The sequence below is a fragment of the Ureaplasma ceti genome (assembly GCF_040369755.1).
GTDB classification, from domain to species: Bacteria; Bacillota_I; Bacilli_A; order Mycoplasmatales; family Mycoplasmoidaceae; genus Ureaplasma; species Ureaplasma ceti.
The window spans coordinates 153,983-180,778 of the sequence record NZ_BAABQM010000002.1 but is presented as its reverse complement, the minus strand read 5'-3'; the positions used below and the strand labels follow the sequence as shown (position 1 = coordinate 180,778).

General features: G+C 32.9%; 21 protein-coding genes. 9 read left to right on the top strand and 12 right to left on the bottom strand.

Annotated features, from left to right (window positions below; translation table 4 throughout):
• Positions 1-30: 30 nt before the first annotated feature.
• The 10 genes from ABWU82_RS02125 to ABWU82_RS02080 all read right to left on the bottom strand — a co-directional run bounded on the left by ABWU82_RS02125 (position 31) and on the right by ABWU82_RS02080 (position 10,335).
• Positions 31-2,178, bottom strand: coding sequence for a Tex-like N-terminal domain-containing protein (locus ABWU82_RS02125; protein ID WP_353289857.1), 2,148 nt, complete (start codon positions 2,176-2,178; stop codon positions 31-33).
• A gap of 4 nt (positions 2,179-2,182) precedes the next feature.
• Entirely contained in the window at positions 2,183-3,070 is an 888-nt protein-coding gene (locus ABWU82_RS02120) for a ZIP family metal transporter (RefSeq protein WP_353289856.1), read from the bottom strand.
• Between the two features lie 6 nt (positions 3,071-3,076).
• Entirely contained in the window at positions 3,077-3,817 is a 741-nt protein-coding gene (gene nusG, locus ABWU82_RS02115) for a transcription termination/antitermination protein NusG (RefSeq protein WP_353289855.1), read from the bottom strand.
• A 20-nt stretch (positions 3,818-3,837) separates the two neighbouring features.
• The gene (gene secE / locus ABWU82_RS02110; protein WP_353289854.1) at positions 3,838-4,377 is read right to left on the bottom strand and encodes a preprotein translocase subunit SecE; all 540 of its coding nucleotides are present in this window, start codon (positions 4,375-4,377) and stop codon (positions 3,838-3,840) included.
• Positions 4,378-4,417: 40 nt separating this feature from the next.
• On the bottom strand, positions 4,418-4,564 hold the full coding sequence (gene rpmG / locus ABWU82_RS02105; protein WP_353289853.1) for a 50S ribosomal protein L33: 147 nt from the start codon (positions 4,562-4,564) through the stop codon (positions 4,418-4,420).
• A 1-nt stretch (position 4,565) separates the two neighbouring features.
• Positions 4,566-6,062 carry an APC family permease gene (locus tag ABWU82_RS02100; RefSeq protein ID WP_353289852.1) on the bottom strand — a complete coding sequence of 499 codons (1,497 nt, stop codon included), beginning with the start codon at positions 6,060-6,062 and terminating at the stop codon, positions 4,566-4,568.
• Between the two features lie 148 nt (positions 6,063-6,210).
• Entirely contained in the window at positions 6,211-6,804 is a 594-nt protein-coding gene (locus ABWU82_RS02095) for a hypothetical protein (protein WP_353289851.1), read from the bottom strand.
• A gap of 88 nt (positions 6,805-6,892) precedes the next feature.
• Positions 6,893-7,615, bottom strand: a complete 723-nt coding sequence (gene rlmB / locus ABWU82_RS02090) for a 23S rRNA (guanosine(2251)-2'-O)-methyltransferase RlmB (RefSeq protein WP_353289850.1) — start codon at positions 7,613-7,615, stop codon at positions 6,893-6,895.
• Positions 7,615-8,925, bottom strand: a complete 1,311-nt coding sequence (gene cysS, locus ABWU82_RS02085; protein WP_353289849.1) for a cysteine--tRNA ligase — start codon at positions 8,923-8,925, stop codon at positions 7,615-7,617. The genes rlmB and cysS overlap by 1 nt, the downstream gene beginning before the upstream one ends.
• A gap of 117 nt (positions 8,926-9,042) precedes the next feature.
• On the bottom strand, positions 9,043-10,335 hold the full coding sequence (locus ABWU82_RS02080) for an SLAC1 family transporter (RefSeq protein ID WP_353289848.1): 1,293 nt from the start codon (positions 10,333-10,335) through the stop codon (positions 9,043-9,045).
• Positions 10,336-10,639: 304 nt separating this feature from the next.
• Between ABWU82_RS02080 and ABWU82_RS02075 the strand changes: the two genes are divergently transcribed.
• From ABWU82_RS02075 to ABWU82_RS02060, 4 genes are all read left to right on the top strand, one after another.
• The gene (locus tag ABWU82_RS02075; protein WP_353289847.1) at positions 10,640-12,325 is read left to right on the top strand and encodes a ribonuclease J; all 1,686 of its coding nucleotides are present in this window, start codon (positions 10,640-10,642) and stop codon (positions 12,323-12,325) included.
• Positions 12,326-12,337: 12 nt separating this feature from the next.
• Entirely contained in the window at positions 12,338-14,905 is a 2,568-nt protein-coding gene (locus tag ABWU82_RS02070) for an FtsK/SpoIIIE domain-containing protein (RefSeq protein WP_353289846.1), read from the top strand.
• A gap of 102 nt (positions 14,906-15,007) precedes the next feature.
• Positions 15,008-15,424 (top strand): HIT family protein, encoded by a 417-nt coding sequence (locus ABWU82_RS02065; RefSeq protein ID WP_353289845.1) that lies wholly within the window; start codon positions 15,008-15,010, stop codon positions 15,422-15,424.
• Complete coding sequence (locus ABWU82_RS02060) at positions 15,424-15,957, top strand: YbhB/YbcL family Raf kinase inhibitor-like protein (protein ID WP_353289844.1); 534 nt, start codon at positions 15,424-15,426, stop codon at positions 15,955-15,957. Before ABWU82_RS02065 ends, ABWU82_RS02060 begins: the two co-directional genes overlap by 1 nt.
• A 96-nt stretch (positions 15,958-16,053) precedes the next feature.
• Here the strand turns inward: ABWU82_RS02060 and ABWU82_RS02055 are convergent, their stop codons facing one another.
• Both ABWU82_RS02055 and ABWU82_RS02050 read right to left on the bottom strand, forming a co-directional pair.
• Entirely contained in the window at positions 16,054-17,745 is a 1,692-nt protein-coding gene (locus ABWU82_RS02055; RefSeq protein ID WP_353289843.1) for a M28 family peptidase, read from the bottom strand.
• A gap of 261 nt (positions 17,746-18,006) precedes the next feature.
• Positions 18,007-22,188, bottom strand: coding sequence for a DUF3713 domain-containing protein (locus ABWU82_RS02050; RefSeq protein ID WP_353289842.1), 4,182 nt, complete (start codon positions 22,186-22,188; stop codon positions 18,007-18,009).
• Between the two features lie 155 nt (positions 22,189-22,343).
• On the opposite strand from ABWU82_RS02050, the gene sufC reads away from it, so the two are divergent.
• Genes sufC through sufB form a run of 5 tightly spaced genes read left to right on the top strand, consistent with a single transcriptional unit; the run spans position 22,344 to position 26,784 of the window.
• Complete coding sequence (gene sufC, locus ABWU82_RS02045; RefSeq protein WP_353289841.1) at positions 22,344-23,159, top strand: Fe-S cluster assembly ATPase SufC; 816 nt, start codon at positions 22,344-22,346, stop codon at positions 23,157-23,159.
• Complete coding sequence (locus tag ABWU82_RS02040; protein ID WP_353289840.1) at positions 23,149-23,766, top strand: SufD family Fe-S cluster assembly protein; 618 nt, start codon at positions 23,149-23,151, stop codon at positions 23,764-23,766. The genes sufC and ABWU82_RS02040 overlap by 11 nt, the downstream gene beginning before the upstream one ends.
• Positions 23,759-24,967 (top strand): aminotransferase class V-fold PLP-dependent enzyme, encoded by a 1,209-nt coding sequence (locus tag ABWU82_RS02035; RefSeq protein WP_353289839.1) that lies wholly within the window; start codon positions 23,759-23,761, stop codon positions 24,965-24,967. Before ABWU82_RS02040 ends, ABWU82_RS02035 begins: the two co-directional genes overlap by 8 nt.
• Positions 24,954-25,415, top strand: a complete 462-nt coding sequence (sufU, locus tag ABWU82_RS02030; RefSeq protein WP_353289838.1) for a Fe-S cluster assembly sulfur transfer protein SufU — start codon at positions 24,954-24,956, stop codon at positions 25,413-25,415. Before ABWU82_RS02035 ends, sufU begins: the two co-directional genes overlap by 14 nt.
• Entirely contained in the window at positions 25,396-26,784 is a 1,389-nt protein-coding gene (gene sufB / locus ABWU82_RS02025; RefSeq protein ID WP_353289837.1) for a Fe-S cluster assembly protein SufB, read from the top strand. Before sufU ends, sufB begins: the two co-directional genes overlap by 20 nt.
• Positions 26,785-26,796: the final 12 nt, after the last annotated feature.

Here is a 26,796-nt window from a genome sequence, read left to right as displayed (position 1 = left end):
GTTCGGTATTTTTTTATCTAATTTGGTTGATTAGTCACGAGCTAATTGAATTTTTCTAGTTTTTAAATCAATACTTAAAACGCTCACATTGATAATTTGTCCCACCTCTAAAACATCGTAAATTGTTAAATTATTATTTGCTTTTAATTGTGGGATTTGAGACACGTGTAATAAGCCTGATTCTTTAATGCCTAAATCAATAAATGCACCAAATTCTAAAATATTTCTCACGACACCTTGTAATTTAGTGCCCACTTGTAAATCTTCTAGTTTTAAAATATCTTTTCTTAAAATCGGTTGATCATAACTGTCACGGTAGTCTCTTAACGGCTCTAATAACGCTTTAATGATATCTTTTAACGTAAAAATATCAGTCTTTAAGGTATTTAGATATACTTCGGGATTAACGCTCTTTAAACTATCTTTAAAGGCTTTAGTGTTGATATCTTGAATTCTTAAACCTAATAAGTTTAATAACTGGTAAGCGACACTATAACTTTCAGGGTGAATGCTAGTCATGTCTAATGGTTCTGAACCTACGATTCTTAAGAAACCAGCAGAAAGCAAGAACTTTTGGTCACTGAAACCTTTAATCTTACTTAACTCCTGACGAGTAGTAATTTTTTGTTGCTTATTACGGTAAGCCACAATATTTTTAGCTAAGCTAGCGTTTAAACCTGAAATATGAGTTAACAAGATTTCTGAGGCAGTATTAACGTCAACGCCGACTAAGTTGACAGTTTTTTCAACCACATAATCAATTTTGTTATTTAAAGATTTTTCAGGCAAATCATGTTGGTATTGGCCCACACCAATTGATAAGCTAGGGATTTTAATTAATTCTGCTAGCGGATCAATAATTCTTCTAGCAATAGAAATAGCTGAACGTTTTTCTAACGGTAAGTCCGGGAACTCTGTTTGGGCTATTTTACTGGCTGAATACACAGAAGCGCCGGCTTCACTTACTACACAGTATTCCACGTTTAAATGGTATTGTTTAATAAGTTGAGAAATATAATCAACACTTTCTCTAGAAGCAGTACCGTTACCAATTGCAATGATTTCGATTTGGTATTTTGTGATTAAATTAACCACAGTTTCGTCTGCAGAAATATGGTTTTTTTCAAACGGATAAACCACATCGACAGTTTGCATTTCGTTATTTTGTAAAACCACAGCTAACTTACAACCAGTTCTAAAACCTGGGTCTCAGCCTAAAACATTTTTATTTTTAATTGGTGCTTGTAATAGGAGTTGTTGTAAGTTTTGACCGAAACGGTTAACGCAAATTTCTTCAGCTTGTTCAGTAATTTCGTTCATTACCGCATTTTCGATAGAGGGAATCAATAATCTCTTAAAGCCATCTTCGATTGCTTGGTTAATGTAATCATTGATGGAATGTTTAAAAGGTCTACAGAAAATTCTTTGCGCTTTTGCTAAACAAAAATCATATTTATAGTTTAGTTTTACTGCTAAGATTTTTTCTTTTTCCCCACGATTAATCGCCATTACTTGATAACTAGATAGGCTAGTTAATTTTTTTCTGAAGTCATAATAAACTTTATAAGTTTCGTTTTCGTCTTCAGCTTTCGGTTTCAGCTTAGTTTCTAGTACGGCATATTTCGTAATAGTAGTTTTTAACGTTTCTCTTAACTGAGAATTTAAAGCTACCATCTGTGCAATAATATCTAAAGCTCCGTTAATAGCTTCTTGAACAGAAGTGACTTCAGCGTTTAAAAACTTTTTAGCATAAATTGATAAGTCGCCTGCTTTAGAGTCGTAATGTAAGATTCATTGTGCTAATGGTTCTAAACCTTTTGCAATCGCCATGGAAGCTCTTGTTTTTTTGTTATCTTTATAAGGTTTATAAATAGCTTCCAACTCACTTAAACGTTCAGCTTGATTGATATTTTGACTAAGTTCAGGAGTTAATATTCCTTTAGTGTCTAAAGCTTTTAAAATCGCTTCTTTGCGAGTTTGTAAATTATTTTGGTATTGAAAAACTTCGTAAATTGCTTGAACTTGGTCTTCGTTTAAGTTGTGTGTTAACTCTTTTCTGTAACGAGAGATAAAAGGAACGGTTGCCCCGTCCTTTAATAAGGAAAGAGTAACCGTTACCTGTTTTTCTGATAAGTTCAATAATTTGCTCGTTCTTAAAATTAATTCTTGTTCTGTCATAATTTTAGTGCGTATGAATACAAATTAAAATAACTGCGAGAAGAATACCTGTTACAAATAAACCAATTGACCCAATTCAGGTTTTAGTTTTACTGTTTCTGAAGTGAATGAATTCTGGAAGTAATTCCATAATTGACATAATTGTTAAGATTGCTCCAGAAATAGAGAATAGTAACGGCATTAATCATCAAATTTTTTGAATGTTGGTAATTAAGAAGCCCCCGATTAATGTGAACGGTACCATTAATAACAGCATTCCGACTGTTACTAAAAAGGCTTTTCATCTCTTACCATCTTGAATATCTAATTGAATTAAGTAAATAATAATTGTTGTCGGAATTAAATGAATCGCAAAAACAATAATCATACCCCAGTTATCAAAGGTGCCAATAGCACCACTGTGAGTATTAGCCATGAATCCTAAAGTAATACCATCCACACATCTATGCGTGATAAGTAATAGAATTGGAAGTCATTTGATTTTTTTATTATCCACGTCACTACTGTTGAAAATATGGTCGTTGTGATCGTGCATTTCATGATGTTCATGAATCTCGTGTTTATTGCGAGTGATTAGGTATCTAATTCCCAAGACACCACCTAGCCCAAGGGCCATACCTCCACCAACGATACCGACAACTTGAAGGATATTTATTGCCTTCGATGGATCAGAGAAGTGTTCTTTAGAATGATGAATAGCTTCAGCAATGAAGCCGATAGTTCCTAGAATTAAAATAATTCCAGCAGCAAATGAGTATAGGAAAATCCGACTATTTTTTGTAATTTTAATTTTGAAAAGCGCCAGAATTCCCACCGCAATTGTGGGCGCTCCTACACTAATAGCTAAAAGTATCAGAATATTGATAAATACATTTAGTTGATTTGTTATCATTTATTTTTATTCTTCGATTTCTTCTAGATCAGAATAGTCAAAGTCGACTAAAGAGTTTCTACCGAACATTTCTAGTTCTACAGTAGCAATCCCTTTGTTGTCGTTTAATGATCTAACGTAACCGACATCACCAGTCATGTGTTGACCGATGACTTTGACTTGAGCGCCAACACCAAATGGCGCTTCATATAAACTTGTTTCTAAAATAACTGCATCTGCTTCTTGGTAAACGTTCATAACGTTTTTGCCACGTTCTTTTTCAGCTTCAATAATTTCAGCTGCATTTTCAGAGTTAGCATTTAGAATTCTTTCAATTTCTTCAGATGACACTGGAATTGGTTTAGTGTTCTTACCAGAAGAACCAATAATCCCTGTGACCATTTGAGTGTTACGGATAATAAATCAAATTTCATCATCCATTAACATTTTGATAAAAATATAACCGTTAAATTTGTTCTTTTCTTCGGTTTTAATTTTTTGGTAAACAGTTTTACCATTTTTTTCAATTGTTTTTCAAATAACGTTTTTTTGTTTTCTACCTAAGCTAGCAGGTGCATTGTCAACGTTAAATTCTTCAATGGTTACAACTTTTTCTTTGATAATTTTAATATCTTCAACTCTATCAGAGTAACCGTAAGATGCAATTTTACCTTTTAAGTTGTTTACTACAGAATCTTCGTTTCCACTTACTGCTGTAATAATGTATCATTGCGGCCCAGTAATCGGGCTAATTTCTAATTTAGACATAATTTTTACCTCGATTTTAATTAACTGTGGAATAATCCGACAGAGAAAATAGCCTCAATAGCTAAGAAGACTAACGCTAAGAAGATGACAATAGAGACTACAATTAAGAATCCCTCTCACACTTCTCTTTTATTAGCTCAACTTACCCGACTAAATTCTTTTCCCATTCCGAAGAATCATCTTTTAAATTTAAAGCTACCGACTTCTCATTTAAAGTTATAAGCTTCTTTTTGTTGTTCATAGTCAAGTTCTAACTTGTCAATAACCAACTGTCTTTTAGCTTTGTTTTCTTTAAATGCTTCCACAAAGGCCTTATGGTCTTGAAACTCATGTTCCCTTGTTTGGAATTTTTTATCTAATTCACTGTTGTGTTCTTTCGCTAGCTCAATTTTTTTTCTTAAAATTTCTAACGCTTCGAAATCTAATTTTCTTTCTTCGTATTCTTGTCTTTGTCTGTTTGCTTCAATCTCTTCTTCTTTAAGTTGTTTTTCATCAACTTTTTTAGAATGACGATTTTTTCTTTCTTCTAAGATACGACGACGTTTAACTTTATCTTTCATGTAAGTCTTCTAAGTCTCCTGATAAAAATAGTTTTATGGATTAACGCGTTTCTTTGTGTAAAGTAACTGCGTTACAGTTGGGACAGAATTTTTTTAATTCTAAACGTTCAGTTTTGTACTGATTTTTAGATGTATGGTAATTACGTCCTAAACAAATTTCACAAACTAATGTAACTTTTTTAGCCATATTAAACTAGTAATTCCTTTGAAAGAATTTTGTGTTGATCTATTTTATTGTACTTTAATTTTAAGAAAGCGTCGTTGATGAACGGTGTTAGTACGAAGACAGCAATCATCACAAAGAAGCAAATTGCTGACATGTATGCTCTTGTCACAAAGCCGCCTTGTGAGAATAATCCTCAGTTAACAATAGCCATTGGATCAATGAAAGCTTTAATACTAAAGAAGTAGAAGAATTGGTAACCGAAGGCTAAGTAACAACCTAACACTGCGATTGGTGCAATTCAAATAAATCCAGGCATTTTAGTAACGTGAACTTTTTTAGAGAATCTGTTAATTCAACCTTTTAAAATTACAGTTCCGTAAATCGCGAACATGAATAGTGTTGGGAAGTTACTGAAACCGTCGACAAAGGCATCTGTATTTAAAATTGCAGATGGAATTAAGAAGACTGTTCACCAGAAGCCGTAAATAAGTAATGCAATTAACATTCCGGCTTTCATGTTTTTATTACTAAATCTATTAAATCATCAGTATCCGTAGAAAATTCTGTATTGGATACTGTATTGGTAGGTTCTTAAACCTACTAAAACAAGAGAGTTTAATACTCCTAAAACACAAATTAGGATGAAGACTGAAATAATAACCCGTAAAGCATAAGCAGCTTTTTGGTTATGTTCTAGTACCTTTTCAAAGACAGCGTAAGCTGAACCTTGAGATACCATGATTTGACCGACTGTAACTAATAAGTAGAATGCGATACAAATCCCCATCCCTAAAATAATAGTTAAAGGAACTTTTTTCTTAGGATTTTCCATTTCTCCTTGAAGAGAAGCAACTCCTAAGAAACTGTCGTATGCAAATAAAATGGCTGGAATTGAAGAAAGAATTCCGTTCACTGATAAAGGACCAGCTTTACCATTTGTAAATAATGAAGCAGTTGGGTGCATTGCCCCGTAAGCGATTCCGGCAACAGCAACCATAATTAAAGGAATGAACTTTAATATAGTTGTAGCCATTTGGAATCTGTTTGATCACTTAAGTGATAAATAGTTAAATAAGACAAAGATGACAATTAAGGCTAGAGCGATTAACATCACTCAACCCATGTGCATTTTGATACTACCGCTATTATCAAAGATATTAACGATAGCTTCGGCACTAAAAATAGCGATTGAAAGGTTTAAAATAGCAAAATAAAAGAAACTATTATTAAACGAAATAAATCTTTCAAATTTGTGACCGTACATTCTACCAACACAACCAGCTAACCCAGCTCCATCTCTGTGGTTAAAACCGATTTCTGCAAATGAGAACGCAGTGGTCAGAGCAATAACGGAAGCTAAGATTCAAGAAATTAAAACTCCGATTCCGTTATTATCGTTATTTGCGAATACGGTACCATTTTTAAAAAAGATACCAATTCCAATAATTGAACCAATTAAAACGCTGATAGCAGCAAAAAGGCCAATTTTTTTAGCGGTTTTCATGCTTACCGACGACATGAATGAACCTCCTTTTACATTTAAAAAAAAGGAGCCAAGCCCCTTTTTTAAAAATTATATATGATTTTATGAACGATAGAAATTTAATCAGTCGTTTTCTCAATCTTTATAAACGGAAAAAAAGAACATTCTAAATTAAGATAATTTGTTAATTAAAGAATTCTCTTTTAAATTTCGTTTGCAAATATCTTTTGATATTAGCTAAGTGGTTATAAACTTGTTTTTTGTTGAGATGGGTTAATTGAGTAATCTCTTGCACTTTTTTACCATGTAGATATAATTCAAAAGTTTGAAATGCTTTAGTATTTTTTAACTGTTGCTGTAATTTATGCATCACCATTTCATAATCAAAGTGGAGATTGAAATGTTCATGAGGGCAGATACTTTGCGCCATTAAGTTACTGTGGTTACAATCACCTTCGTTATAACAGGTGGTTAAAATACGGTGTTTATAAGTTAAGTAATGCCGGTTTAGGCCAATAATGTTTCTGACAAAAATTTTCTTTAAAACATTATAAGTGCCATATTTTTCTAAAGTGGTAGGGTTAATTTTTCTCAGCTGCTTAATTGAAGCTAACACCTCACACTCTAAATCATCGGCGTGGAAGTTTAAGTAATACAAATTGTGCCTAATAATATAGTGGGCTAAATTGACTAAGCTATCATGGTATAAACTATACAACCGGTTTATTTCTTGTTCTCAAGCGGATGTATAGGGTTCTGATAATGTGATAAGGGTCATGGGTGGTACCTCCTTATTTCTACCATCAGTATAAAAAAATAAATTGAGCGGTGAGTCTCAATTTATTTAATTTGTTTTCCTAATGTGGTTAGTTATTTTTAAGCATTGATAAGTGGCTTAATACAATCGCTGTTGCCACAGATACATTTAAAGATTGTACGTGTCCGAACATTGGAATGTAAATGCTCATGTCTGAGTTTTTAATCACTAATGGACTCACGCCTTTATCTTCGTTACCGACAACTACTGCCACTTTGGCTGGGTACTTTTCTTTGAAGTACGGAATTGCTTTGTCATTTAAAGTAGTGGCATACACTCAGTAACCTTGTTTTTGTAAGCTTTCAATAGTTTGTGTTAAGTTAGCAACTTCACATGTATTTAAATAGTTACTGGCACCCATACTAACTTTATTAACTAAATCAGTAATACCGACTTGGTTGTTCTTTTTGTAGAAAATAGCATCTACTTTGAACGCATCGCAAGTTCTTAAGATAGCCCCGAAGTTTCTTGGGTCTTCAATACTATCTAAAATTAACACGATAGAAGAAGTTTGCGCTTCTAAATGGTTCATTAACTGTTTGAAGTTTAATTTAGCTTTTTGTTTAATTAAAAAAGCAATACCTTGGTGGTTTAATTCAGTGTTGAATTGACTAAAGAATTTGGCATCTTTGAATTCCACCTTAATGTTTTTAACTTGCAGTTCTCTTAGCAAGTTAGCGTTAGCTTTAGATAAGTAAACTTGGATAATTTCTTGGTTATGGTTTAAAGCGTCTAACAACGCCTTTTTACCAAAGTAGTAATTCTGATTCATTACATAACACCTTTTTTGATTAATTCTTGTCTGATTTCATCAGACTTACTGTAATTTTTAGCTTTCATTTCTGTGTTTCAAGCTAAAACTAATTCGTTAACTTCTGCTGTATGTAAGTTAGGGAAATTAATACCTAAAAGATCTAAACCGTTTAGTAATTCAAAGTAAAGATTTTTTACTTCTTCAGCTTGTTTATTTCTAATAGCAATGTTTAAACGTTTGTTAATGTCGTAAATAACTGTAATTGCATTATTAACGTTTAAGTTATCTGATAAGAAGTTGATAATTTCGGGATTAATTGTTTCTGGGTTAATGCTGTAATCAATTCCGTTGATTAACATGAAGTTTCTAGCTTGGTTTAGTGAAGTTTTAAACTTATTCACTTCACTTTCCATTGAATCCATCACTTCTTTTGAGTAGTTTAATGGATTAGAGAAGTTGGCTTGGTAGAAGAATCATCTTAAAGCTTGGTATGTGTATTCTTGTAAGATGTCTTTAACTAAAATGAAGTTGTTTAATGATTTAGACATCTTTTCGTTATTGATGTTAATCATCCCAACATGCATTCAGACTTTGGCTAATGAGCAACCGTATAAAGCTTCGTTTTGTGCATTTTCGTTTTCGTGGTGTGGGAATTTTAAATCCATGCCCCCACCGTGAATTGTTGCTTGGTTACCAATTAGTTTATGAATTAAATAAGCACATTCTGTGTGTCAACCTGGTCTACCACGACATCATTCAGTATCTCATTGGATACCCTTGTCAGTCTTTTTTCACAACACAAAATCGTTTGGGTGTCTTTTCTTTAAGTCTTTTTCAACTCTGGCACCTTCTAGCAATTCATCCGGTTTTCTTTTTGAGATACTACCATAATTTGGGTTTTTAGTAGTGTCAAAGTAAACGTCACCATCAACCACATAAGCTGAGCCGTTATCCACTAATTGAGCGATGTATTCAATAATACCCGCAATGTTTTCACTCACTTTAGGGTTAGTCATTGGTAAGGTATTTAAAGCAGCTTTGATCTTTAAATATTCTTCTGTATAGTGGTTTGATAAATCTAACTCAGCCATATTTTGTTTTAAAGCTTCGTTAATAATTTTGTCGTCAATGTCAGTAATGTTTAAAACATAAGTGACTTTTTTACCTAATTTTAATAACAATCTGTTTAAGACGTCAAATGTAATTAATGGTCTTGCGTTTCCGATATGAATGTGATTATAAACTGTGGGTCCACAATTATAAATTGAGATTTCTTCTTCGTTTAGTTCTATTAAATTATTTGTTTTTGAATCATATAATTTCACCATATTTGTGGCCTCCGTATATTAATAATTATTCTTCTATTTTAAACAAACAAGAACTTAAATATAAAAAAATAAGTAAGGCTCAGCCTTACTTATTCTGTAATTTGTGAAATATTTATATTATTTTTGTTCTTCAGAAACTACTTTTGAAGGACATGCAGTGTTAGATTCTGCAGTTTGCGCCGCTGTATAAACACAGTGGTGTTTGTCGTCATTCATGTTTGTTACTAAAGACTTCATGATGTTAATAATAAATCTTGTTGCAACATAAAGGATAATGCATGTAGCAACAACTGTGAAAATATAACCAATATATCTAAAGAATTGTTCAAGCATTGTGATGATATGACTGTGGTCATGAGTCACATGCATGTATAATCCTAGATATCCATAAATGTAAAGCATTGCTGAAGCACCGATTGCTAATGGGAATGTTACAGAAGCGAAGATGTACGCAAATTTTGTGCTATTGAAGATTTTAACGATAAAGAATCACAACAAGATATTGTAAGTAAATGCCATGCAAGCCATGAAAATGATTGCGATGTTAATGAAATCTCAGTTGTGGCCGATAAACGCTTGTACTTCAGGTGTGTGGATGTAGTATGGTTCCACAGATGGAATAGCAAATGTTTGTAAGAACCCAGCTAACACTAAGTTAGCAGGAGCAAAGTAAACTGCGATACTTGGGAATTTATGAATATCAGCTTTTTTCTTAAACAATAATGAGTAAGTTACTACTACGAATAAAACAACGTAGTTAGCAAAAGCAAAGAATCAAATAATTTGGAAGAATCAAACCGGTAAAATGTTTTCGTTGAAACGTCCAGTAAAAGTTGCAGCAGTAGCTGGACCTACAGTAGGAACTAATCATGAACCGTACATGCTGTCTTTATCTCAGTTGTGTTTTAGTAAAACGTTTTTTACAAACGCAACGATACATACGATTTGAATAACTACTGAAAGGCACATTAAAATTGCCCCAATAACTTGGCAAGGTGGAACCTTACCAAAGTAATTACCTTTTTCTCAACCAGCGATAAATCCGGCAATACACATTAAAGTCATTGCGTATGTTGGTAAGAATGAAGATAATAATGGTTCTTTCGCTTCAAAGAGTACTACTTTTTTGTGACTAAAGTTTCTAATAGTCGCTAAAAGTAATAAGAACGAAGCGACGGCGATAAATCCGATAGAGATTCATCAACAGTTCGGATGATAAAACTTTTTGAAAATTGTATCTAATGCAGATGCAATACCACATAAACCTAACGCTAAACCAGTTAAAGCAACTGGCAAGTGTTGGAATCTGTGATTTAATTTTTTTCAAATACTTTTATCGAAATTATTGTTTTTATTTTTTTCACAGTGATTTTTTACTTCATGGTTGTCTTTAGCATTATTTCACGCCAATTTATCATTCAGGTTAGATAAATTAGTTTCTGAACTAATGTTATGATTTGTAATTGTCGTTCACCATTTATTAAAAAATTGAAATATATACGGTGTAAATTATAGGGGTAAAACACAAGAAAATAAAAGTTTTTTTGCGATTTTGTCTACAAAAAAATTTATTTTTTCAAAATCGTATTATTATAGTTAATTTCCTAAATTTATTAGTGATATTTCTAATATAATTAAAATATTAATCTTTTAATTACGAGAAGATTTTCTTTAACTTAACATTTTATAGAAATAACCCATTGAAAGGAATATAATGGCTAAAATTCAAGTTTTACCATTAGGTGGGCAAGACGAACGCGGAAAAAATTGTTACATCGTTCAAGTGGATGAAGATGTATATATTTTTGACTGCGGCGTTAAAGTTCCCATTAATGGTCAGTTAGGTGTATCGATGATTACACCTGACTTCGCATATTTATCAAAAATCTCATCAAAAATTAGAGGGATTTTTATTGGTTCACCGTTCTTTAATGACTATGCTGGATTACCATACTTACTAAAGCAAATCAATCCTAATACTCCAGTATACTGTAACGCAATTGCCAAAATTATTATTGAAACTTACTACGAAAAGAAATTAAAAGGTTTAAAATTACCAAACCCTAAATTTAAAGTCGTAGAAGCGATGAAAGATATCAAAATTGGCAAAAGTGTTGTAACACCATTTAAAGTAACGAATTCAATTACCGATTCATTAGGATGAGTAATTAAAACGGAAGACGGTTCTATCGTGTTTACAGATGAATTTATGATCAACCACGATAAGACTAAAGCCTTTTACTCACAAACTCCTCATTTAAGCACAATTACACAAAAAAATACGCTATTACTACTTCCTTCATTAGGGAATGTAGGTAACTGAAAAGGCTACACAGCGCCTAATCATAAAAACGTAAACTTTTATGAATCTGTAGTTAAAAGTGCTAAAGGTAGAGTTATCGTAGCTGTTAACGATAGAGATGCTTACACAATCTTAAACTTAGCGCAAATTGCTAAACAATTAGGACGTCCATTCAGCATTTACGGTAACACTTTCATGAATGCTTTTAGTGGTATTGTTAAAAATAAGTTGATTAACACTAAAGGTTTAAACTGCTTACCAATTTCTGAAATTAACAATTCAGAAAACGCTATTGTAGTATGCGTAAGCACACAAGATAACTTATTTAAAAAATTAGCTTCAATCGTAGAAGGTGAAGTTAATATGTTGCAACTAAAACAAACAGATACATTTGTTTTAGGAACACAATTAGTACCTGGTTACGAAGGTCATGGTGCTAGATTAATGGACTCATTAAGTAGATTAGATATTGATTCATTTATTTTGCCAAGAACTATTTTACCGATGTCAGCTTCTAACGAAGACCACAAGAGTTTAGTAGGTTTATTACAACCGAAATATATCTTACCGATTGAAGGTTTATATAAATCAGTTGTTAAATACGAACAATTAATGACTGAAACATGAATTAAAAAAGAACAAGTTATTTACTTAGATAATGGTGAAGGTGTTCAATTCGTTAATGGTCAATTAATTAACAAAAAAATTAACATTAAATTATCTGAAAAATACATTGGTAGTGCTGGTGTAATGGATGTTGGTTCTTCAATCTTACACGAAAGAGAACAAATGGGTGATTCTGGTATTATCTTGTTAACTTTTGTTTTAGATAAGAATAAACAAAAATTTGTAAAAACAATGTCTATTAAAGATTTCGGTGTAGTTACTAAAGACGAAAGAACACAAGAAGATTTCCAAGAAATCGTAGATACTTTCAAAGAAAATTTAGTGAACTACATTGTGTACGACAATAATAAGAAGAAAATTGACACAAAAGAAACTAAACTTTTATTAAAGAAGAGCTTTACAAAATTATTTGAAAAGAAATTTAATAAACGTCCGTTAGTGTTACCTTCAATTATTGAAGTAACAGAATAGTGAGTAAAAATCATGACCCCTGATAATAGAGATCTTTACGAAACTGATTCTGTTGATACTAATCAATTAGAAAGAAGTAAACAGTTGAACGGAAACGTTTTCGATTCAACTACCGTGCCAACTAACGTGGATTTTGATTTTGATGATTTTTTAGAAAATGATTCACCAAAAAAAGAAAAATCTAAAAAGAAGTTTGGCTCATGGTTTAAAAAACCAAAACAAACTGATGTACCTCAAGAAGAACTTGAGCTGCCAGCTGTACAAGATGAAGAACCAAAAACTTCATTAGAACAAGACACTGTTAAACCTGAAACAGAAGTGGAAACACCAACTGCAGATGAATTTGATGATGACTTTAATTTAGAAACGAAACAAAAAGCGTTTAAACCTAAATTTAATAAGAAATTATTTAAAGATGTTTCATTGGGTATTCTGCAAGGTCTAGCGATCACGTTGCTGCTGTTATCAATCATTAGAGTACCTTACTTAGGCTCTTTCATTGACTCGACAATCTTTGGGTTCTTATTCGGATGAGCAAGATATTTTGTTTATGCAATTTTACTAATTGCTTTATTCTTATTATGATTCCCTAAATACTATAGAAAAGTCTTTAGTAAACGGAAGTGACTGATTTATTTAGCCATTACATTATCTCTAAGCATTATTATGTCTGGTGTAGGTAATTATGTTATGGGTCTAAATAAGTTAGATGCATACGAAAAGTTCTATATCTTAAATGATGATAAGTTAAGTTGAACTCTACAAAATCGGGCTTATATCACTTCTTGATACTTAAACTTATGAGACCATGATTTGGTTCATTATGGACAACAAGTATTAATTGATAACAAAACAGTGAACATCACTTATGCATACGAAATTTCACCAAGTCACTTTGAATATGGTGGCTTATTCGGGATTTTCTGTGTATCTTCATTTATCTATACTTCATCAGCAATTTTAGTGTTGCTTGGTTTAGGTATTATTGCTAGTGTAATTACTTATTTAGTTTTTGCACAAAAACGTAAAAATAAAGTAATGACTCCATTAAGAAAGAAAATTATTCAAATTCTTGGTGGTTATACAGAAAAACAAGAATCTGAAGAAATTCAAAAATACGATATTAGTGAAATGAAATTCTCAAGTTCAATTCACAAGAAGTTTAACGAATTGACAACTGAGAAGAACCTGCAAGACATCAGTCCTGAAGCAATCGACAACGATAATGATGAATTATTAGAAGTTGATAGTTCAAACAATGATTGATCAGTGACATCTAATTTAGAACATAATGCTAACTATTTAGATAATATTGTTGATAATGTCCCACTAAAAGAACATGAACTCTTAGAAATGAGACAGGCTGAATACTTCCATAATCCGAAGTATGCTTTAATCAACCAGTATCAACAAAAGTTAAAAGAATTACCTAAATTTGATTATCCTGTTCTAGGTGACGACATTATATCTGACTACGATCCATATGATGGTCACTGTCAAGAACTAACCCGTTTTGAGAAAAAAGTAAAAGCAGTCTTACAAGAACTAAACGTTAAAGAAGACGGCGTTATTAAAAAACGGATTTTATTCCAAACAGCAGAATTAAGAGTCATCTTTACAAAAATCTTACTAGAAGAAACACAAAACGAAATCTTCACACACTTAAACAACGATGAAGAATTTAAAGATAGATTTGAAATTCGTTGAAACGGTGAAAGTAATATTGGTACTTTCATTCTAAAATTAGCTGATGGTTCAAAATTAAGTTTAGAAGAATTAATTATGTCAATTGGTCAAGAACATCCGATTTCTATGGCTATTGGTAAAGAAGTCGATAGAAGTGATTTCTGAATCAATGCGTTATATGAACCTAATACCATTGTTTACGGTGGCATTGGTTCTGGACGGATGATGTTAATTTCATCAATGATCACTTCAATGTGTTTCTTAAACAGCCCAACCGAATTACAAGGTTATTTAATTGACACTACTGGTAAATCATTAAAATCTTTATACAATTTACCACACTTAATTATGGAAGCAGCTACTGACGAAGATTCGGCTGAAGATGTATTAACGATTGTAGCCACTAGTGAAATCGACGAAAGATTGTCGAAGTTCCAAGAAATGGGTGTAGACAATATCTACGAATACAATTTAAAAGTAACGGATACAGAAATGATGCCCAACGTCTTTGTGGTAATTAATGAAGTAAGTTCATTATTAAACCAATATCCAGACGCTGTAACTGATTTAAACCGTATCTTAGATAACGCTGCTAAATGTGGTTTCATTGTTATTATGACTAGTGCGAATGTGACTGAAGAAGTGGTTCAATTTAACAAGAAGATGAATAACATCATCGCAATGAAATTGGAATCAATTGAAGAGTCTCAATTAGTGTTAGATAAAGTAACAGCTTACTACCTTTGTGGTAAGGGTGATATGCTCTTAGCTAGCATGGGCAAAATCTCTCGTTTACAAATGGTGTTTGCTGACAGAAATAAAACTGCACAAATTATTGAAAAGATTCAGTCTAGTTTTAAAGAACAACAAACGACTCGTACATTAGCTTTTTAAAATAAATAAACTAGGTTCTCATAGAGTGAGACCTAGTTTTTTTCGTAGTTTGTTTACTAATTATTCATAAACTAATATAATTAACTTTATCAAGGAGTTAATATGGAAAATTGTATTTTTTGTAAAATTGTAGCGGGCGAAATTCCTGCGAAAGTTGTTGGTGAAAATGAAGGAGCGATTGCCTTTTTAGACATCAATCCAAACACTTTAGGTCACACATTAGTTATCCCTAAAGCACACTTTGATAACTTCTCAAGCGCTGACGCAAACTCATTGCAAGCAGTGAGTTCATTAGCGGCTGAAGTTGCTCAAAAAATGAAAACTTCAGAATTGAAAGCTCAAGGTGTAAATTACTTATCAAATGAAGGAGAAATTGCTGGTCAAGTAGTAAACCACTTCCACCTTCATGTCATCCCTAAATACCAAGTAGGAATTGGTTTAAACTTTAAAAATGTGAAGTTAGATGACGAAGTTATTAACCAAGACTTAGCGTACAATATTTTAAAAGCAGGTAAATAATGAAATTATCTAGTCCTAGTTTTCAAAATCAATTAATTGATTTAAACTTTGGCAAATTTGCAAGTGAAGCGTATTTAGTGAATGGCTTACCTCAAACTAGTTTTCAATTAGATTGAGAAGTAGAAAACGTTAATAGTCATTTTGTTCATTTAATTTTTATTGACTATGACGCAATTTCTGCTGGTGCTAAACCGTTTGTTCATTGAAGTGTGGCAAATATTCCAGTCACTGATTTTCCTCATGGGTTAAAAGAAAATGCTAGTTTAGAACTAAAAACCGTTTTAAACCAAGGGGTCAACAGTTTAATTGGTGCAGAGATTCAAAATCCAAACAAGTGAGCAGAATACAGTCAATTTTTAGGTAGTATGCCACCTAACTCTGATCACTTCTATACTATGATGGCCTTCACCACAAGTGAAGCCATTACAATTTCTAATCCATTTACACCAGATAAGTTATTTAGAGTGTTATTAACTGGTCAAAATGTTGTAGAACACACTTATATTGAAGGTATGTACCCTTACAAAATTTAGTTGGTAAAGAAAAAAAGTAGCATTGAGGGATGCTACTTTTTTTATGAACTTGATAATTGTTTGAGGAGAGATGCGTGAATATGATGAGGAGTACAATTATTGGTTCATGTATGTGAATGTTTGGTTGTCTGGATTAAAATCGTAAATTGTTCTTAAGTATGCTTCTAAAGAGTGGAAGACAGTATCCATTTGTAAGAAGATTCTGTTTCCAAAAGTTTTGATCATAAATTCTGGAGTGTCTAAGTCGCTGTGTCAAATGTCTCCAGTTAATAATCAGTCAGATTTTTTGTCATGACCTGCTGGTCAGTCGTATTTTGAAAGAACACCACCGTTAATTTTTGTTTGTTTTAAATCAACGTGTTCACCGTTTTTTAAGATTCATGCCGCTGGGTTTTTTACTTGTGAGTAACCATCGTACATGTGGTTTTTACTTCAAATATCGAAGTTAGTTGATTCAAAGTAAGCTGTTGCTACACCTTGTTCGTAGAATGGTTCATGGTCTGATCAGTCACCAGTTTCTCCAGCTTCTAAGAATGAATCATCTTGAGATTCGGCTCTACTTAAAGCAGGGTGGATTTCTAATGCTTGAGTAGGGTCGTTTAATTCTTTAGCTCTTCTTTGAGAGACAGCTTCAATTTGGTCTCTTACTAAAGTCATTTTTTTGTGAGCAGTACCACCACGAGCGTGAATGTATGTGTGGTCACCACCAGCTACTGTATCCATGTTAATGACAGATAAAGTATTCTTTAGTAATTCGTTTTGTTCAACGCCTTCTGTAGTCTTGTTTGATTTAACAAATGAAGTAACGAAAGCATAAGTTCCCATTACTCCTTCTTCTTCCGCGTCAGAGAACATAATGTGTAATCTTACACCTAAACTGTTACGGTTTTCTGGTTGTGAGTAGTATTTTAATAATGCTAAGTTAACTGAAACCCCAGTACCGTTATCAGTTGCACCTCAACTTTGGTGGCCTTTAATAATGTCACCATAGTGTCTTGTGCCATCTTTACTTTCAGCGTATGCGGTTGAGTCATAGTGAGAAATAATAAAGACATCTTTAATTGTTGCGTTGTCTGCTTTTGCCATAGTTGGGTTAATTGTTACAACTAAGTTGTTACCAACGTTGTTGTAAGTTGTGCCAGCAATACCATTGGCGTTATCAGAACCGTTTCATAAGAAACCTTGAGTAATAAAACCATCTTTTTTTAGCATTGGTTTTAAGTCTTTTGAATCTTCAGCTCTCATTGTTACACCATGTTCTTTATTTTCTAGTGTACCTTGAGCAGCTGTATAAGTTTTAGTCATTTTACCGTTTTGGCCCGCTACTTCAGTAACAGTTCCTTGTGCTGGGTATTTGACTAAACCTTCAGGGTTATTGTCTTGGTAACCCATTTGTTTAATTTCATTTTTTAAATATAAGTAAGCATGGTAAGAACCATAGTTATCTTTATTTGGATCGATTGTTTCAGTTAGAGGGTGCGCTAAATGCTTTTCTAAGTCTTTGTTTGTAAAAGCACCAGTAATACCTTCTAAACCTGTATTATCTGATTTTACATTAGTAAAGTTGCTGAAGTTACCAGCAAATCTACCATGGTTATTATTTAAGAAGCCGTTAAATGCTTGAGTTGTCAAGAATTTAGATACGTCTTTTTGTGCTTCAGTTGTAGTTGCTGTTTGTCCTGATGAAGAACAAGAAGCTAAACCGACAGATAGCGGAACTACAGTTAAAGCAACGGCTCCAGCCCCAATAAGAGACCATAAAATTTTTTTATTACGTTTTTTTAACATAGATCAATATACCTATACTTATTTTTTGCAGAAAATAAGCCCTTTTTAATCGTGTTCTGCAAAGAATCTCGTCATATTCTTTACACAACAACAATTCCATTATATGAGAACAAATAAGCCCCTTTATTATTTTTTGTACAAAATATTTAGGTTTTTTAAAAGTAGTTGTATTTTTGTGTGTAACACACAAATAAAACTGTCAAAAAATCACACGTTAACAAGAAAAAATCTCTAACCCTTTAGGGATAGAGATTGATAATATTAGTTATTTTTTAATTTTTGTCATTCTTCGTAGTTAGCAATTCAACTAGAGTTTAATGAGTTGGCTAATCTTTGATCATAGACTTTCATCTTACCAATAACGTTAACCATGTTATTCATTGCATCGTTTTGTAATTGGTAGTTGCTTGTTGCTAATAAAGCAATTGCGTTGAAGAATGTTTGTGGGTTTAGTCCTAAGAAACCTGTTGATGTAGTGTTTAGTTTACCATTAGTCATTAAAGCTTTAACATCGTTGCTGTTGAATAAAGTAACAACGTATTCGTAAACCATGGCACTATCTTTACTTGAAGAAGCGGCAAACTTAGTTGAAGTTGTACCGTTATTGTTGTTTCATAAAGGCATACCGTTCATCTTACTGAAAGCTGAATCTGGTACTTGTTTAGTATCTTGAATAATTGAAACGATTTCTTTGCTTAAAGCGGCTACTTTATCTGATGATGTTTTGTAAATAGCGTTGTTTAAGCTTTCCATTTTTTCTTTACTTGTTTGAGAAACAGGTAAATCAGAGTTTCTTAAAACAGAATCATAAAGGTTCATTAAACCGTTTGGAGTGGAAATGTTTTCTACTGCTTTAATTAAGTCGGCTCTTGAACCATATTGGTAAAGCGTACCTAAGTAGTTGTAGTTTTCTGCACCTGTTTGTTTGTCTGAAACAAATGAAGGAGTAGCGTAAGTACTGTTATCAAAAGCACTATTAGTAATTAAGTTATTTAAACCAAATTCGCTACCGTTATTTGCTTGGAAACCAACAAAGCCAGTGTTAGTAGTATCTTTTTCAGATGCAGTCATTGGTGCTGAATATCAGTAGTTGCTGTCAGTTGTATAACTTACATCTTTTTTGTATTGTGCAGCAATGTTACCTTGATTGCTTGAAGTAGCTGCATTTGATGTGAAGTAGTTTGGTGCACTATATCAAGAGTATGGAGACACTTTTGATAAGTAAATTGGTAATGATTTGAAAGTAGCGTCAGTTTGGACTTGTTTTTGTACGCTAGTTGTGTTTTCAGCTGATTTATAAGTGCTTAATAAACCGAATGATGGGTCGCCTTTAGTAGATGACATATTCATTCAAGCAACCATTGCTCTGTTGTTATTAGCTGTAACTTTGTTTAAGTAATTAATTAAATTCTTGAATGAGAATGTGTTAGTGCTTGCGTTGTAATCTAACAAGTATTCAACGGTGATTAAGAATTTTTGGTAATTACTTGCAGCTGTTGGGTTTTCATAAGCATAGAAAGTGGTACCGTTACTGTTCTTGTACATGTATTGCGAAGATTGTCATGATTTCAATCACACTTGTCTTGCAATTTTTCAGATACCGTTTGCATCGGCTGAACCTTTTGTACTTTCTAAGCTTGTTCAGTCACCTTGGTCGTATAAATTAGTTAAACTTGTGAAGTTATTAATCATGTAGTTTGAATCAATAGCTTCTTGCATTTTGCTTCTGATTCATGCGTTTGAACCTGCTGTATTAACTTCACTTGAAGCGTTAGCACTTTGTCAAATACTGTTAGTACTGAAGTCATAGAAGTAGCCTTTAGCAGCACTTGATTGACTTGAACTTGTTGATGAACTTGAAGTTGCACTAGTATCTGCAGCTGCTAAGCTAATTAAATTACTTTCGCTACCTTTGCTTGAACCTTGAATCACTGTTTGGTTAGTACCAATTTTATTTTGAGCAATCAAGTAACGTTGCATGTATAAGTTTTGAACAATTGGAGCTAATTGGTTGGCACCATTATTAGCTTGGATAGCATTGTTTACATAAACGTTATTTGTGATTAAGTAAGTTGGTGAACCTACTAAAGTAAAGTTACCGTTTGAAGTTGTAGTAATTTGTGTGAAAGTGTTGTTATTGATGTAGTTAACTACATCATTTTCAAAGTTTACTTTTGCGTTAGTGACTAAATCTTCAGTGGTCTTTGGAGCTTGAACTAATTCTTTATCGTTGCCAGCAGTTAATTGGTTTGGATTAGCGTTGCTTGCGTTTCTAGCAGCGACCGGAGCTTTACTAGCAGCTTTTGGTGTAAAGTTGCCAACAAAAGCGTTAACTAAAGCTGTTAATGAATCGAAGTTACCAGTTTTAGAGTTTCTTGTATATGGAAGTACACCAGCTAAACCATAATCCTTTCAATCTGAAGGGTTTGGACTTGAATATGAAGATTGGTTTGCGTATAGCTGTTGTCTTACATTGTTTACAAATGTTAAAGCTTTTTCAGAATCATCTAAGTAGATTGAAGATAACATCAATTTACCTAAATCAGTACTTGCTTGGATTGAATTTAAAATGTTTTGGTATTCTTTTAAATCTGTTCCAAATGTACCTAATTTGTTAGTAGATTCAGAGCTTGATGGTTTGTTACCAGACATTACGTTAGCACCAAATAAGTTGTAAGCGTCTTGAGAGTTTAAAGCTTTTTGGGCGTATTTAATAATTAACTCGTTGAAGTTATTAGTTAAGAATTCTTTTAATGAATCTTGTAACTTGTAGTTATTTGTTCCGTTAGCAATATCGGTTGCAGCTCTTCACATGAATGTGTTTCTAATTTCAGTACATGCAGCTTCGAATTTTTTATATTCATCAGCTGGAGTTGTGCCAGAAATTTTGGCTACAGCAGCTTGAATTTGTGACAATCTATCAATGCTGATTAAGTGAACACCAAATTGGTCTCTAGTTAAGATGAAGTCATTTAAATTAGCCGAAGTTGATTTAGTTGGATCAGAACTATCTTGTTTTGTTACAGCGCCAGTAATGTTAACTGTGTCTTTAATTCCGACAGCATCTTTATAAATGCCAGTAAAGACTGATTGTGTTTGTGAACCTTGTTCTTGGTTAACGAATGTTGTTTGGTAAGGGAAATAGAAAACACCTTTTTGTGCATTTGGTTGAGCAGCAAAGTTATTTCTTAAAGCGACGGCTGAAGTTGCATGAGCTGTTGCTGGACTTGAATTTGCTTTATCTGAACTAGGAGCTTCACCATTTTTGCTGTACACCAAGAAGTTTTTCATAATTGATGAAGTATCGATTGAACTTGCAGTTGGCATATTAGCATCTACTGTACCAAAGACAGTGTTGTTGAATTTGTATAAAGCAGCAGCACTAAATGGAGTAGCAATGGTACCGTTAAATAAACTAGATGCTTGAATAGTCATAATTGTTGAACTATCTTCAGTATCGTTGTTTGGTAAAGTAATAGCTCCGGTTGTAGCATTAACGTATTGACCTTCGTTAATACCTTGGATTAATTGTTTGAATTTATCAGTAGTTGTTAAAACTTGAGCATCAGCTGATGATGGAGTGAAGTATTGGAACTTGTAAGAACCACTAGTACCAACAGCTGATTTAAAGAAGGCTTGGTTGAATAGACCAGAGTCTTGTGGTTTGTCGCCATTTTTTCATAATGACATGATAACTGGCAATGGTAAAGTTTGCTTTACTCATTGGTTCATTAAGAAGTTTGTAAAATCAGCATAACCATAGTCTACGGATTGGACTGAGTTAGCAGGGACAGTTTCAGCACTAAATGTAAAAGCGTTGTCTGTTCCAGCTCCATGTAATCCGTTAATGTTTTTCGCTTCATTAACAATTTTTGAAGAACCTTGTGAAATCGGTAAAACCGTTGTTTTACCATCAGTGGTAGTTTGAATACCTTCATAGTTTTTGTTAAAAACAGCAGAGATAAAAGTTGACTTTAAATTTTGGTCAATTTGGTTTTGAATATAAGCTTGTTCTGTTCCACCAACTGGATCTAGAACTTCACGTTGGAATAATTCTTGTCAGTTAGAACCTTTTTTATCTTTATATTCTTTGTATTGGTTGTTGTAACTCTTTTGTGCATCTTGGTGTCATTGGACATAATCTGCTTGTAAAGATGAGTTGTTAATATTTTTGAATCATGAAGAGAGGATATTGTTAGTAGCAGTTTGTAGCGTAGATTCTCTTCCACTTTTAGATGTCAAAATAGAAGCAATCATTGGACTCAAATTGTCACTATACATGTTAGTGAATTGTCCGTTGCTTTGGATTGTGGGATTGCTTGTTTGTTGTGCGTTATTTTGGGCATTTCTGTGTGATAATCCAGCCCCTAAACCGATTGCGATGGCAGCGATGGCACTAATACCGAATGTGGTTCATAGGATTTTTTTGTGTTTACTTTTCAATTTATTACATCCTTACTCTTAATAAGAAATTTTAAGTGTCTTCTATATTAATATATAGTATATTATTTAGAATTTATAATATTTAATATTATACTAAATTACAATATATAACATGTAATTGTTCATAAATAACGCATGGCGAAAGAGGACAAATTTTGAAAAAATTAGAAATTAAACAACTGAACGTTGAAATCGAAAATAGACTTATTTTACACGATTTAAATTTAACTATTAATAAAGGAGAAACCGTTTTAATCTTAGGTCCAAACGGTCACGGAAAATCAACTTTATTAAAAACAATTATGCACCACTATTCAACTAAAATTACTGGTGGTCATATCTACTTTGATGAACACAACACTAATGAATGAACAACCGATAAAATCGCTAACTACGGTGTTTATTTATCTAACCAATACCCAATCGATATTCCCGGTGTGAACATGCTGGAATTAATTAGAACTGAAATTCAAAAGAATGACGAAAAAGTCAGTGTCCTAAAGCTTTATAAAGAACTTAATAAGAGAATGAATAAATTGAACATGAGCGAAGAATTATTAAAACGTTCAATTAATGAAAACTTCTCTGGTGGAGAAAGAAAGAAGAGCGAAATCTTGCAAATGCAAGTATTGAACCCTGACTTTATTTTGCTTGACGAAATTGACTCTGGTTTAGATGTGGATGCTGTGAACGTAATTGCTGACGCTTTAATCGAAGAAAAAAAGAACGGTAAAGCAATTCTATATATCTCTCATAACGATAAATTATTATCTGAATTAGTGCCGGACAAAGTAATTGTGTTAATTAACGGTACGATCAAAGAAGTTGGTGGGGCTGAACTTGCTGACGAAATTAACTCAATCGGCTACTTAGAATACGCTAAGAAAAAGGGTTGAGACATTGCTAAAGATAAATCTGATGATGACTTCTTAAAAGGCACTCTTTCAGGGTACGCTTGCAGTGGAAAATAAAGATTTTTTATACATCACGCAAGATAGAGAATACAAATTCTCTGTTGCTGCCAATGACAATATCAGCAGAAATTTTTTAGTAATCGCTAATGAAGATACAAGCGTAGATTTAAATTTTCGTTTAGATACTAACGCAACCGCAACTACTTATGTTTTGGTCTTAGCGAACCAAAGTGCCAAAGTAGAAATTAATGTTAACTCATACTCAAACGTAGACTTAGCTAAATTCTTTGCTAAAGTGGTAGTTTTGGGTGTGCAAAAATCAGAAACGCACGTAAGAATCACTTCTACTGTAGACTCTATGACAAAAAACAATAGAGTGGACCAAGATATTTGTGGAGTGATTATGTCTAAGAAAGCCAAAATTTTAGGTGAACCAGTCTTAGTAATTAATACTGAAGACATTATGGCTAAACACGCTTTAAATATTGGCGCTTTAAATAATGAAGAACTATTCTACTTACAATCAAAAGGTATTCCAGAAGTGGAAGCTCAAAAGATGATTGTGAGTGGTTTAATTAACCAAGCTTTAGTAGATCTTTCCGAAGAAGAACAAGCTGTTTACAAAAAACAAATTAACGAAATATTGGAGGCGGACAATGCTTAATATTAAAAACCGTTTTCCTTGATTCCAAAACAATCCAGAATACGTATACATGGATAGTGGTGCAACTTCTTTAAAGCCACAAATGATGATTGATGAAATTGTAAATTACTACACTAGTTGATCAACTAATCCACATAATACTGATTCAAAAATTACACACCAAGTCCATGATATGGTGGAAAGTACAAGAGCCGCATTAGCTCAATTAGTACATTGTCAACCAGATGAAATTGTGTTTAACTCTGGGGCAACTGAAGCTTTAAATTTAATTGCTAATGGAATTATGGATTTATTAGAAGAAGGTGACGAAATCGTCTTAACTTATGGCGAACACGCTTCTAACATTTTGCCGTGAATGCACATTGCAGAAATTAAAAACTTAAAAATTAAATATGCTGGTGAAAAATTTAGAATGGTAACACCTGAAGACTATCTAAACGTATTAACACCAAAAACTAAAGTGGTAGCTTTTGCTTCTGGTTACAACTTAACTGGTAACTCATTAGACGAAACGGCTATTACCAAAATCGTTAAAGAATACAATCCAGAAATTATGGTGGTAGTTGATGCGACACAAAGTATTCAACACAGAGAAATTAACATTGAAAAGTCAGGCTTTGACTTTATGGCATGTTCTGCACACAAAATGTTTGGACCAACTGGTGTAGGAGCAGCTTACATTAAAAAATCTTTACAACCCAAAGTGAAACCGTTAAGATATGGTGGCGGGATGAACTTCAGTATTGAAACTCAGTCTTATGAATTATTAGAAGGAGTTATGAAATACGAAGGTGGTACACAAAACGTTGCTGGTATTTTAGGCTGAAAGAAAGCTATCGAATTCTTACAAGAATTGGGTTACGAAGCAATCCACGAACACGAAGTGGAACTAGCAAGATATGCTAGAGAAAAATTATCACAAATTAAGAACATCATTATTTACAACGAAGGTAACGATTCACCGACAATTGCCTTTAATTACGAAGGTGTGTTCTGTCAAGATTTAGCAAGTTACTTAGGTAGAAGAAAAATCATCGTTAGAAGTGGTTTATCTTGTGCCAAGTTATACTGTAACTTAATTGACACTAAAGCGTTAGTAAGATGTTCTTTATACATCTACAACACTAAAGAAGATGTCGATAAATTATTTGATGTTTTAAATAACTTTACTAAAGGGGACGAATTATATGAGTTATTCTAAAGATCCAATGTTATTAAGATCAATCATTATGGATCATTACGATACACCATCAAAAAGAATTGATGTAAACTCAGAACACGCATGTTTACACCATTACCAAAACAAATCATCAACTTGTATTGATGACATTACTGCATACGTTAATATTGAAAATGATGTTATCACTGAAGTGTACTTTAGCGGTTTAGGTTGTGCTGTTTCAACCGCTTCAACAGATATTATGTGCAACTGATTAGTAGGCAAAACTCCTGCACAAGCAATGGAAATTATTGACAACTATGTAAGTATGACATTAGGTCAACCTTACAACGAAGAGTTATTAGATGAATTAATCGCCTTCTACAACATTAACAATCAGTCAAACAGAATTAAATGTTCACAGATTGGAGTGAATGCAATTAAGACTTGCATTCAAGAAGTGCTAGCTAATGGACAAGCAACTAAGTAAAGAAGAATACGGTTATGGTTTTAACGATGGTGACATTAACGTCATTAAGTTTGACAAAGGGTTAAACGAAGAAATCGTTAGAAACATTTCCAAAATTAAACAAGAAGATGAATGACTATTAAACTCAAGAGTCAAAGCTTACAACATCTTTTTAGATAAAAAGAACCCCTCAACTTGAGGACCGGATTTAAACTTCATTGATTTCCAAGATTACACTTACTACGTTAGACCATCTAACAAGATGGAAAATAACTGGGAAAAAGTACCAAGTAAAATTAAGGAAACTTTTAAAAAATTAGGAATTCAAGAAAGTGAAGCAAAATATTTAAACGGGGTAGCGACACAATACGACTCTGAAATGGTTTACCATTCATTGTTAAAAGAATTAGAAGAAAAAAACGTTATTTTCACAGACCCTAATACCGCAGCAAGAGAACACCCAGAAATTTTCCAAAAATACTTTGGAAAATTAGTTCCTGCTACTGACAACAAATATGCTGCATTAAACACTGCGGTTTGATCTGGTGGAACTTTCATTTATGTACCTAAAAATACACATATTGAAAAACCATTACAGTCATACTTTAGAATTAACTCTAAAAATGCAGGTCAATTTGAAAGAACTTTAATCATTGTCGATGAAGGTTCTTCAGTCCACTATATTGAAGGCTGTACTGCACCGATTTATGACGAAAATAATTTACACGCTGCAGTTGTAGAAGTGTTTGTAGAAAAGAACGCTTCATGTAGATACACTACAATTCAAAACTGATCAGATAATGTGTTAAATTTAGTAACTAAAAGAGCGGTTTGTAAAGAGGGCGGAAAAATGTCTTGAATTGATGGTAACATTGGTTCAAAAATTAACATGAAATATCCTGCCACTATCTTAATGGGTGATAATTCTGCTGCTGAATGTATTTCAGTTGCAGTCGCTAAAGCTGGAGTTCACCAAGACTCTGGTGCAAAGATGATCCATATTGGTAAAAACACCAAATCAAAAATCGTGTCTAAAGGTATCTCATGAGACGACGGTCACAGCGTTTATAGAGGACTAGTTAAAATTGGTCCTACAGCCACAAATTCACAAGCATTCGTAGAATGCGACACACTATTATTAAATAAAGAATCTACTTCAGACACATTCCCGACTGAAGTAGTACAAAATAATTCTTCTTCTGTAGCCCATGAAGCTACAATTAGTAAAATTTCAGAAGAACAATTGTTCTATCTAATGTCTAAGGGATTGACGAAAGAAAAAGCAGAAGGTTTAATCGTAACCGGATTCCTAGATGAATTTAGTAAAGAATTACCAATGGAATATGCCGTAGAACTAAATCAATTGCTAAAATTAGACATAGACAAATAATTTAGTAAGGAA